Origin of the sequence: Paenibacillus sp. UMB4589-SE434 (assembly GCF_030226685.1) — a bacterium.
GTDB lineage: Bacteria > Bacillota > Bacilli > Paenibacillales > Paenibacillaceae > Paenibacillus_B.
The window spans coordinates 280,936-291,508 of record NZ_JASOYK010000007.1; the positions used below are offsets into that span (position 1 = coordinate 280,936).

The following is a 10,573-nucleotide window of genomic DNA, read 5'->3' on the forward strand; positions in this document are numbered from 1 at the left end:
TTAGAAGGCCGCTCCTTTTTTAGTTCCATCCAGGTTTAGACTTGAATACTTTGTTTAATAAAGAGTAACAGGTGATTATTATGGACAATAATGCTGATAAGCGACCCGAGTTAGAAAGGCTGCTGATGGCAGCTGGATTCCCCCGCAAGCAAGAGCACCCACGCGCTTATTCTGGCATCGTAGGGCGAAGACAGGCACCCCTGCAGTTCTATCCGATTGAGAAGGATAACTGCCCCTGCACTGTCAATACAGATGCCAGCAGCGATTCGTCATAGCGGAGCCCCTCCTGCCACACCAAAATCGTTCAGTGGCAGGCCAATTCCCCGCCTCATAGCAGAACTCCCGGCCAACTAGCGGTCCGGGAGTTCTTTGAATTTATTGGGTTAGTCTCGTCCAAATATCGACGTAGCGTCGTGTCGTCTCCTCGACTACCTCTTGAGGCAATGGAGCAGGCATGCTGTTCTGGTCCCAGTCCGAATGAGCCAGATACGTCCGCACAGGTTCCTTGTCCATGCTGTCGATCTCTGTGTCGAGCACATAATTTTCCTTGGCCCAGAACCGAGAGCAGTCTGGCGTAAAAATCTCATCGATCAGGATAACCTCACCATCAACAATGCCGAACTCGAATTTGCAATCCGCAAGAATAATGCCGCGCTGCTCACAATATGCTCTGGCGTACTCGTACAGCATCAGACTTTTATCGCGCAGCGTCGCCGCGAGCTCTGCTCCCACGATCTCTTGCATACGATCAAATGGAATATCCTCGTCGTGTCCCACATCATTTTTGGCTGCAGGTGTAAACAAAGGCTCTGGAAAGCGTTGATTCTTGCGCAGCCCAGCAGGCAGCTCAATGCCATTAACAGCTTGAGTCTTCGTATATTGACGCCAGCCACCGCCTGTAATATAACCCCGCACCACACATTCAATATCGATGCGTTCCGCTTTCTTAGTGACCATTATCCGATTACGGAGTGCCTCTTTGTCTATAATAACATCGCCCAGCTTGTCCACATCTGTATGCACAACATGGCTGCCAATCAGTTCCTTGGTCTGATCAAACCAATACGCACTTAATTGGTTTAACACATTTCCTTTCTCCGGAACAGCCGGGTCCAGCACATAGTCAAATGCCGAAATTCGGTCCGTAACCACGATTAGAAAATGCTGCCCCAAGTCATAAAGCTCGCGTACTTTGCCCTTGTACACCAGCGGAGCGTTCACTAGATTCACTGCGGTCGGTATAGCTGCGGTTGTCACGATAACTGCCTCCCCAAGCATGATGTTAGCCTGCATCCTTATTCTTGCATACGTTCGAATCAAGTCCCAGCACATTATAGTTAGCTGTACTAATCTCACTAAGTTGAGCTATCTACGTCGTTAAGCACGACTAAGCGAATTGCTGTTCATCTATATAGTTGAGTTACATCAAATTTAGCTATGTTAGTTCACTGCGTTGTACTATTACAGCAAACCTACCTGTGCAAAGATCGTGTCCACATGTTTTAAATGCCATTGCGGATTAAAGGCATCTTCAATCTCCTCGGCTGTCAGTACCGCTGTAATCTCAGGTGTCTCCTCAATGATGCTGCGGAAGCTGCGCTGCTCTTCCCATGCTTGCATCGCACGAGGCTGCACTGTGTCGTATGCTTGCTCACGAGCCCAGCCCTTGTCGATCAGTTTGGTCATCACACGACCGGAGAACGGCACGCCATAGGTACGCTGCATGTTGCGTTTCATGTTCTCAGGGAACACCGTCAAATTCTTCACAATGTTCATGAAACGGTTCAGCATGTAGTTCAAGAGCATCGTTGCATCCGGCAAAATAACACGCTCCACAGAACTGTGCGAGATGTCGCGCTCATGCCAAAGCGTTACGTTCTCGTAGGCCGAAATGACATGTCCACGAATGACACGAGCAAGACCAGAGATATTCTCACAGCCGATTGGATTACGCTTGTGAGGCATTGCGGAAGAACCCTTTTGGCCTTTCGCAAAGGCCTCCTCTACCTCGCGGAATTCGCTCTTCTGCAGGCCACGGATCTCCGTGGCGAACTTGTCGAGCGAAGTCGCGATCAAGCCGAGCGTCGCCATATATTCGGCATGGCGGTCACGCTGCAAAGTCTGCGTCGAAATAGGAGCAGCTTTAGTGCCAAGCTTTTCGCACACAAACTTCTCCACAAACGGATCAATGTTGGCATACGTACCAACCGCCCCAGATATTTTGCCGTACTGCACACCATCCGCCGCATGGCGGAAGCGTTCCAGGTTACGCTGCATTTCGGCGTACCAGAGTGCCATTTTGAGACCGAATGTAGTAGGTTCTGCATGCACACCATGTGTCCGTCCCATCATCGGCGTATCTTTATATTCAAGCGCCTTGTTCTTCAAGATTTCGATAAAGTTCAAGATGTCGCTTTCTAGAATTTCATTCGCCTGCTTCAGCTGATAACCAAGCGCCGTATCTACGACATCAGTAGACGTGAGGCCATAGTGCACCCATTTGCGTTCAGGTCCCACAGATTCAGATACTGCACGTGTAAAAGCGATAACGTCATGACGAGTTTCCGCCTCTATCTCATAGATACGATCCATGTCAAATGTCGCATTTGCGCGGAGCTGCTGCACGTCTTCCTTCGGAATAACGCCCAGTTCTACCCATGCTTCACAAGCACACAGTTCTACTTCAAGCCAAGCTTTGAATTTGTTCTCTTCCGTCCATATGGCCCGCATTTCCGGGCGTGAGTAACGTTCAATCATCGTTATTGATTCCTCCAAATATTCGTCTGCTTTACCCATTGCAGCGCAGATTCCACATCAGACGCCAACAGGTTGATATGCCCCATCTTACGCTTGGGCAAAGCCTCGGACTTGCCGTACCAGTGCAGCTTCGGTGTTACTTGAAGCTTCTCTGACACTGCATCATCCTCCACTAGCCATTGTAACATGTCTTTACGATGTTCACCGAGCAGATTTGCCATAACAACGGGCGTACGAAGTGTTGTATCCCCAAGCGGTAAATTGCATATCGCCCGGAGGTGCTGCTCAAATTGTGAAGTCATACAGGCATCCATCGTATAATGCCCCGAATTATGTGGACGAGGTGCAAGTTCATTGACGATCAGCTGATGATCAGCCGTCATAAACATCTCGACTGCGATCAATCCCACCACATCAAGCGCTTGTGCGATCTGACGCGCTAGACGTTCTGCTTCCTGCTGTACAGCTTCAGGTACACGAGCCGGTACGATGGACAGATGCAGAATATGATCTGCATGTCTATTTTCCGCTACTGGGAATGTAGCAATGTCTCCATCCGGATTACGGGCTGCAATTACAGACAACTCCAGCTTAAACGGAATAAACGCCTCAAGCACCAATTCAGCACCGAGGATGGAAAGCTCCTTAAATGCTTGTGCCGCATCCCCTTGCCGCCGAATCATACGCTGGCCTTTGCCATCATAACCTCCAGTTGCCGTCTTGAGTACGCCTTGACCGCCAAAAGCCGCTACTTGCTGCTCCAGTTCTGCGAGTGATTCAATCTTTGCATAGGGCGCTACCGGAATTCCAGCCTTAGACAACGCATCTTTCTCACGCAAGCGATGCTGCGTCATATGCAATAGATGCCCGCCCTGTGGCAGGTAAGCTCCTTGTTCAAGCTTCTCCACGACTTCAAGCGAGACATTCTCAAATTCATAGGTGATCACATCCGACATGGATGCCAAACGTCCAGCTGCCTCTATATCCCCGTAGTCTGCTTGAATGTGACGTGCTGCTTCAGCGCAAGGCGCATCTGGCGACGGGTCTAAAGTAACAAAACGATACCCCATACGCAGACCGTCCAGCGCCAACATTCGGCCTAGCTGACCTCCACCCAGTACCCCTATTGTTGCGCCTGGCAGTATGCGTGCTGATGTTCCTCCACCTTGATTTACAGCTAGAGCTTCCTTTGCATTTGAACTTTCTGTAATTCTCGGCGGGGCCATCATTGTAGCGCCCCCGTCTCTGCGACCTGTTCGCGAATCTGCTCCCGACGAGCTGCCAAGCGGGTCCGTAAGGCCTCATCATGCATGCCCAGCATCTGTGCTGCTAAGAGTCCAGCATTCGTCGCTCCAGCATGGCCAATGGCAACAGTAGCTACCGGAACTCCTGCAGGCATCTGTACGATAGATAATAAGGAATCCATGCCGTTCAAGTTTGAAGACTTCACAGGGACACCGATAACTGGCAGTATGGTCTTCGCAGCCACCATCCCGGGCAAGTGTGCAGCACCGCCTGCGCCAGCAATAATAACTCGAATGCCTCGAGCCTCTGCTGTCTCCGCATAACGGAACATCTCATCTGGTGTTCGATGCGCAGATACAACACGCGCTTCATAATGGATGCCCAATTCATCCAGAATATCACACGCACGCTTCATCGTATCCCAATCCGATGTGCTGCCCATGATGACGCCAACTTTTAGTACAACCTGTTCAGTGCCGCTATTCTCCATGCTTCCCATTTCGTCCTCAACCCACTTTCGACATGATCCATGTTATAGTACACATCTTTATTTTCAAAATTAATTAACGACTTTAACCGTTTCAAATACAAACGCTGACCAAGCTCTACTACATAGTATGGACAAATAAAAAAAGCTGAGTGAAATGAGCTCATCTCTACTCGGCCTTCCGGGACAATTGAACAGCACAATACGACTGCCTGCCATGGCTCGGCCATTCATCCAGTCGATACGCCGCAACAGCAGCACATATGCTCGACTTCAAGACAGCCATCCTATAGGAATGGAAGCAGGGAGTATCGTCATTTGCGTAGTCCAAAGATTTACGGTCCTCGGGTAGAGACTTCCGCCCATATTCACGGAAATATACGAAATGATATATCATTCGATTATCGTCTTATATACATTCAGTTTAACAAGGTCATATATGGAGTGTCAACCCAATAGGCGAACGATAAATATATAATATAAAATATTGTTCGTATATTAGACTCAGCATTCGTGTCTATTCCCACAAAAAAACCAGTTCGCATTGCCTAATGGGCAGATCAACGAACTGGTTCATCTTTTAAATTACGTAATACGCCAATCAGTTATAGTGTAGAAATCACTTCCTGCACGTACACGCTACGACTTCATCACCAATACAGGTATCTTAGCAGTCTGGACGACATAATGGCTGACACTGCCGAGCACAAACTCGCGTAAACCACTCAAGCCCCTGCTGCCTAAAATAATCAAGTCGCATTTGTGTTGTTCCGCATACTTAATCACGGCCTGACCAGGAGGGCCTTGCAGCAGTTCCACCGCAGCGCGGTCACCTAAGAAGCTAACCTGCTCTCTTGCATGCTGTTCAATCTGCTGCGCATACTCATATACTTCTTGATTCACTTGGGGGGAAGCTGTTGAGAATGCATCTCCAAGGAAATATTGCGGCAACTGGAAAATGTGAACAACATGCACACGTACCTCTCCACTAGCCTCTGCCATGCTAAGTGCATGCTTTAGTGCACTGCGGGAAGGTTCCGATCCATCATAAGCTACCAATACATTAGTAAATGCCATAATAATCCCTCGCTTCTCCGTCTATAATTACATCTTAACTGAATAAATATTGTACATGCGATTTACTTGTACTTACCCGAATTTGATAATGATGAAACTGTACACGATCACGTTAACGAAAAGGATAAACGGTACTCCCGCCGTAAACGACACATGCTGCGTCTTATGACGCTTCTTATACATTGCCAACAAAATACCGAGCGCTCCACCTAGCCACCCTGTCAGGAATAGCTTACGCTCGGGGATGCGTCTACGATGCTTGACCGCCTTTTGCTTGTCTATGACCATCAATTGATAGCCAATAACATTTAACACAAACGCATATACGAATATGATAAGGATCAACAACCTTCCTCCCCCTCTCCTGACCTACTTCTATTATACTGGATTACTTACACTTAATTCGACAGAAAAATAAGGGTTGGTTGAAAGATCAAGTGACAAGGATAAAGAGTGGCTCTACTACCAAGACAAAGAGGTTCTTTTACAACTAAGTTCAAAAGAAAACAAGATCTACGATTGTAGATCTTGTTTAGAACTAAGCATGTCTTGCTTGGATCACTTTATCAAGCAGTGCCTGGAAACTGAATCGTTCTTCGACAAAAACTCGTTCCATCTAAGAAGATGAACTTCTTGTTTGGAGTACAACAATTAGAGTAATCTCTTCAGGAAGAATTCGTGTACCAACAAAGTCCAAGACGGTGAAAATATGTGATTTTATTTTATCATTAAATGCACTTCTTGATTGTGTGAATAATTGGTGAGATAAGGAGTTGAACTGTGACCCGTAAGATGGACACCCCGAAAAAAGTGCCCTCTTGCAGGTCACAGATCAATTTTAGCTAATTGGAATCTATTTTCCAAATTAAATAATTCTTTGCATAGATTTTTTTTGTAATAATTTTTTTAACTTTTCCATCCTCAAAAAAATATGATGCTCCTTGATGATCCGTTTGTAAAAATCCCTTTTGCTTCATTAATTGAATAATAGGTTCATCGTTTTCTTTGGATCTGCTGATATAATAAATTGAGTTTGGGGGACCTGTAAATTCCACAATATTATCCTTTGAAAAGTGCAAATTGATAATTCCCCTTATCGAATTGAAGTCATCTTTATTTAATATCATTAATAAAATTATTGATATTATTATTAATGTCGGAATAATTAAAACAATTAATTTTACCTTTTTCATACTCGCACACCTCGATTCGAATATATAATGACCACCCCCATATTTATACAAGGGTGGTCATTGTTCTGTATAATGTGTACGCAAGTTATTCAAACAAATACTTCAAAACTCATTAATTTTTACTGGATTTTATCAATTTCGTATCCATAAACCTTAGAGTTAGAGTAGTTGTTATAGAAATAGTCTAATGTTTTAGTTTGATTAGTATCAGTTGTGTGATAGGTTACATACTGTTGATTAGAGTTTGTTCCAGTAGTTTTTGTAATGATAATAGTATGATCGATGCTACCATCACCTGTAAAGTCAATTGACACTGCATCGCCAATAGATAATACACTACTAGAAGATGCTACTCCTGCTCTCTTACTAAAATGTTGGTAGAAATTATGTGCTCCACCCCATGTAAATGAGGGTTTGGAATCACTATAATACCAATTGTCTGAATTACTATGCGGATTGAGAATACCATTTTTTATAGAAGAAAGTCCCCCTTGTTGAAGAGCTTGCGAGACGAAGTTTGTACAATCATTCCACGCCCTCCTAGGATTTGATTGTCCACTAGCTCCTGCGGGAAGATCATTTATGTTATCAGTAGCGGTTGTTTGATTATAATAATTTGCGTAGTATGGATAAGAAGTGTTGTTAGTTTTATTCCACCAATTTGTCGCATATGTAGCAGCATATGATGATTCATAAAAGAATGGTGTGATATCAGGGTTTTCGTCTCCTGAAGGGTTAGTATTAATAGTCTGGGCAGTAGATGGGAAGTTTGAAGGAAGTAGTACATTTACATCATCCGAGGATAAACTTTTTTTAGAAAAAGCTTGAATTATTTTATCATTCGCTACTTTATTTTCATAAAAATCCATGTATATAGCAAAATCTCGTATTTCTTGTTGAAGTTGTTTATCCTCAAGTTCGATTAGGAAATAAGTTTTCATTAAATCTTGTACTTGCTCGTTATCTAAATCCACGATAACCCCACGATTAGTTAGATCATCTACAATGAATTGATAACCATTGTTATATTTTCTAATCGCTTCTTCCTTTGATGTGGTGGTTTCAGGATACAGATTAATTTTTTTACCATTAATCATCATTGGAGAATAGTAATTTAGATAACCTTTTGTTTCAAACACTATTGGTTGTAGTAGGGGCATATCAATAGCGCTTTCTGCTGCTGATGTTGCTCCTGACGTTGGAACAATAAGGGATGATACCACTACTGCTGCTAATAAAGTTAATCTTTTCTTCAATACTTTCACTCCTTTATTGTAATAGTATAGAAAAAAATATTTAATTACCATATTAAGGTACATAGTATCACTATTAAACTTTATTATCAATAGTTTTTATATTTCCTCTTGAATCTGTGAAATTATAAACTAAACAAGATTTTTGTTCCTATTTGTTTCACCATATTTAAATACCCACAGATCTTCCCCACATTATCGCTTTTATCGAACGCGAGCTAGAAGTAATTCGACAATTGTCATGTGGATTTCCCAGAAAAGAGTATCGTGAATATGCTTGTACATCGCATCTTACAGAAGTTCGGTGTGCAAGATCGTTCGCAAGCCGTTGTCTATTTAATCCGCAATCGAATCGTACCGTAGTAACCAACTTGTTTAACAAAGCGGTTTGGTGCGTTCAACCACATAAAAAAACGGCATTGCTGCCGTTTTTCCGGTCGGATTAACCTTCCAATCCGTGGTCTTCTTGGATTTGGTATAACCCTTGTAGAATCAAATCTGCAGGATCACGATTAAGCAGCAGCTGCATCATTAAAATATGGATCGGAAATGCACAGGTGTTGTTTCCTTCGACAATCGCTGGAAAACCTGCTTCGAACACGGGACCGTGCTCTTCATTCCATCCCAGTCCAGCATGTACAGTATCAGGGAACTCCTCTGTAACAGCTGCGAGACATTGCGGGATCAGCACTTGATCAATCAACGCTTTCGCTTCGTCTTCAGACTCAGGCGATTTTGGCAATAATTTACCGCCCTTCGTCTTCATCAGATCTACAAAGAAGGACGCCATCCATTGCTCCGGCTTATCGTTTGATTGGAACACTTCGATTAATTCACGCAGGAAAAATCCACATACATAACCGTCATCAGCTGTATCCTTCACTTGATAAATAAAAATTGGGCCGTAAACTTCGTGGTTCAATACCTGTCCTTGTACATCGCTGTAATATGTGCGCAGCGCAACAAGCGCGTTATGATGCACAGCATTCACCAGCTCAGTAAATTTTTCTGCTGAAGCAGTATCTTCATTGCTATTGTTCGTCGGTTCTTGGTTTATGGTTTCATTTGTCATCTTATTCACCCATTACCCATCATATCATTCGGCAAGATCGAGCGTCTAGTCCCACGCTTCCCTATGCGAAAAGATAAGCAAAAATTCAATTTGACATAAAGAATCTGTGTAGACGATGCCAGTATGCAGTAAACTGACGTTGGTACTTCTTCTGCTCGTATCCTATTCATTGAAGTAGTAAATGGTTAACCGATGTCCAATGTAAGCAGGGGCATCTACAGACAGAACTTAAAGACTTTATATGGCTTGGTCTTTAAATTCGTTATCGTTAACCTTTTTACCGCTGGGCTAGTGTTAATGGCTTATGAAGAGCTGTCTGAAGTTCGTATTGGGTTATCCACCCCAAATTGTACATCCGATGTAAAACAACCTGTTGGCGCTGCTGTGCACGCTGCAAATCTTTAAACGGTGAATAGTGCTCTGGCGCTTTGAGCAATCCGATCAGCATTGCTGACTCGGCAAGATCTATCGTCGGTGCATTGCCATGGATACGAGTGGTTTTACCAAAGTAATAATTGGCTGCTGCCTCAATTCCATAATTGCCGTGTCCAAAATACACTTTATTTAAATACATACCAAGCAGGTCTTGTTTACTGTAATTCCAGTCCAAATTTAAGGCGATCGCAATTTCTTTGAATTTGCGTACAAATTTCTTCTCATGAGATAAAAATAAGTTTCGTGACAACTGCATCGTTATGGTGCTGCCACCTTGTACTTTACTTTGCTTGATCACATCCACCCATATCGAACGAACCATCCCTACAGGGTCAATACCTGGGTGTAAATAAAATCGATGGTCCTCAATAGCAAGCAGCGTATCTCCGATATAAGATGGCATCTCGTCTGGCCGGACAAGCGGCTGTCCATTAGGCAAAGTTGCATGTCGCTGCACTTGATTATAAAACATATCCAGCTTTGCTTTATCTATCCATTGGCTGCCTGCTACTATTAGTCCCGTCCAAGTCAGAATAGGTAAAAGGAGTGCCACACACACGGTAACGATCGTCCAAAGTTTCCACTGTGATCGATTGTGCGTAGGAGACGCCTGTACATCAGACGATGCAGGGTGTGCCCGAACATGCTGTATGCAAGCTTTCTGTTGAGTTTGAAGAACGGCACGTAATGACTTGTTATGTGATATTACCTTCACCGCAGTCTGGGCTTGATTGTTTATCTTCAGCTTGCGACAAGGTAAATTATTTATGGTATTAATAATACTCGACCTCCCCTCCATCTTATCACTTTAACGAAAAGAGATTGAGTTTACTATCGAATTAGATGTCGGACAGCTTACATTCCTGCAAGACATGTCAACACGTGCTCTAATCTTATTCTATTGCAGGTCATAAATTGAGAATATAATAAAGAACTGTTCCCCGGTAATATACCGTGAAACAGTTCTAAGTTACTTATCTGCTTGGCAACGTCCTACTCTCCCAGGACCCTGCGGTCCAAGTACCATCGGCGCTGGAGGGCTTAACGGTCGTGT

The 10,573-nt window shown here is 43.9% G+C and carries 11 protein-coding genes, 1 rRNA gene and 1 riboswitch; of the genes, 1 reads left to right on the plus strand and 11 read right to left on the minus strand.

The window, feature by feature from the left end; genetic code table 11:
* The first annotated feature begins 80 nt into the window (after window positions 1-80).
* A complete protein-coding gene (locus QP775_RS21315; RefSeq protein WP_285108872.1) occupies window positions 81-275 on the plus strand; it encodes a hypothetical protein in 195 nt (64 codons plus the stop codon).
* Between the two features lie 100 nt (window positions 276-375).
* On the opposite strand, the gene QP775_RS21320 is transcribed toward QP775_RS21315, so the two are convergent.
* From QP775_RS21320 to rrf, 11 genes are all read right to left on the minus strand, one after another.
* Complete coding sequence (locus tag QP775_RS21320; RefSeq protein ID WP_285108873.1) at window positions 376-1,257, minus strand: phosphoribosylaminoimidazolesuccinocarboxamide synthase; 882 nt, start codon at window positions 1,255-1,257, stop codon at window positions 376-378.
* 204 nt (window positions 1,258-1,461) lie between these two features.
* Window positions 1,462-2,757 (minus strand): adenylosuccinate lyase, encoded by a 1,296-nt coding sequence (purB, locus tag QP775_RS21325; RefSeq protein WP_239331394.1) that lies wholly within the window; start codon window positions 2,755-2,757, stop codon window positions 1,462-1,464.
* Window positions 2,758-2,759: 2 nt separating this feature from the next.
* Window positions 2,760-3,983 carry a 5-(carboxyamino)imidazole ribonucleotide synthase gene (gene purK / locus QP775_RS21330; RefSeq protein ID WP_239331392.1) on the minus strand — a complete coding sequence of 408 codons (1,224 nt, stop codon included), beginning with the start codon at window positions 3,981-3,983 and terminating at the stop codon, window positions 2,760-2,762.
* Entirely contained in the window at window positions 3,983-4,501 is a 519-nt protein-coding gene (purE, locus tag QP775_RS21335) for a 5-(carboxyamino)imidazole ribonucleotide mutase (RefSeq protein WP_285108875.1), read from the minus strand. Before purE ends, purK begins: the two co-directional genes overlap by 1 nt.
* 291 nt (window positions 4,502-4,792) lie before the next feature.
* A riboswitch (purine riboswitch) is annotated at window positions 4,793-4,893 on the minus strand.
* A gap of 235 nt (window positions 4,894-5,128) precedes the next feature.
* The gene (locus tag QP775_RS21340) at window positions 5,129-5,566 is read right to left on the minus strand and encodes a universal stress protein (RefSeq protein ID WP_239331386.1); all 438 of its coding nucleotides are present in this window, start codon (window positions 5,564-5,566) and stop codon (window positions 5,129-5,131) included.
* Between the two features lie 72 nt (window positions 5,567-5,638).
* Entirely contained in the window at window positions 5,639-5,911 is a 273-nt protein-coding gene (locus tag QP775_RS21345) for a DUF1294 domain-containing protein (RefSeq protein ID WP_275444747.1), read from the minus strand.
* Window positions 5,912-6,408: 497 nt separating this feature from the next.
* Window positions 6,409-6,759 carry a hypothetical protein gene (locus tag QP775_RS21350; protein ID WP_285108876.1) on the minus strand — a complete coding sequence of 117 codons (351 nt, stop codon included), beginning with the start codon at window positions 6,757-6,759 and terminating at the stop codon, window positions 6,409-6,411.
* 119 nt (window positions 6,760-6,878) lie between these two features.
* The gene (locus QP775_RS21355) at window positions 6,879-8,015 is read right to left on the minus strand and encodes an amidase domain-containing protein (protein ID WP_285108877.1); all 1,137 of its coding nucleotides are present in this window, start codon (window positions 8,013-8,015) and stop codon (window positions 6,879-6,881) included.
* A 439-nt stretch (window positions 8,016-8,454) separates the two neighbouring features.
* Entirely contained in the window at window positions 8,455-9,084 is a 630-nt protein-coding gene (locus tag QP775_RS21360; protein ID WP_285108892.1) for a hypothetical protein, read from the minus strand.
* A gap of 277 nt (window positions 9,085-9,361) precedes the next feature.
* On the minus strand, window positions 9,362-10,234 hold the full coding sequence (locus QP775_RS21365; protein ID WP_285108878.1) for a transglycosylase domain-containing protein: 873 nt from the start codon (window positions 10,232-10,234) through the stop codon (window positions 9,362-9,364).
* A gap of 265 nt (window positions 10,235-10,499) precedes the next feature.
* Window positions 10,500-10,573 (minus strand): 5S ribosomal RNA (gene rrf, locus QP775_RS25905); the annotation flags it as partial.

What these genes read in the sequence shown, in the direction of transcription:
- QP775_RS21315 (WP_285108872.1), top strand. Translation starts at nt 81, where the DNA reads ATGGACAATAATGCTGATAAGCGACCCGAGTTAGAAAGGCTGCTGATG.
- purB (WP_239331394.1), bottom strand. Translation starts at nt 2,757, where the DNA reads ATGATTGAACGTTACTCACGCCCGGAAATGCGGGCCATATGGACGGAA.
- purK (WP_239331392.1), bottom strand. Translation starts at nt 3,983, where the DNA reads ATGGCCCCGCCGAGAATTACAGAAAGTTCAAATGCAAAGGAAGCTCTA.
- purE (WP_285108875.1), bottom strand. Translation starts at nt 4,501, where the DNA reads ATGGGAAGCATGGAGAATAGCGGCACTGAACAGGTTGTACTAAAAGTT.
- QP775_RS21340 (WP_239331386.1), bottom strand. Translation starts at nt 5,566, where the DNA reads ATGGCATTTACTAATGTATTGGTAGCTTATGATGGATCGGAACCTTCC.
- QP775_RS21350 (WP_285108876.1), bottom strand. Translation starts at nt 6,759, where the DNA reads ATGAAAAAGGTAAAATTAATTGTTTTAATTATTCCGACATTAATAATA.
- QP775_RS21360 (WP_285108892.1), bottom strand. Translation starts at nt 9,084, where the DNA reads ATGACAAATGAAACCATAAACCAAGAACCGACGAACAATAGCAATGAA.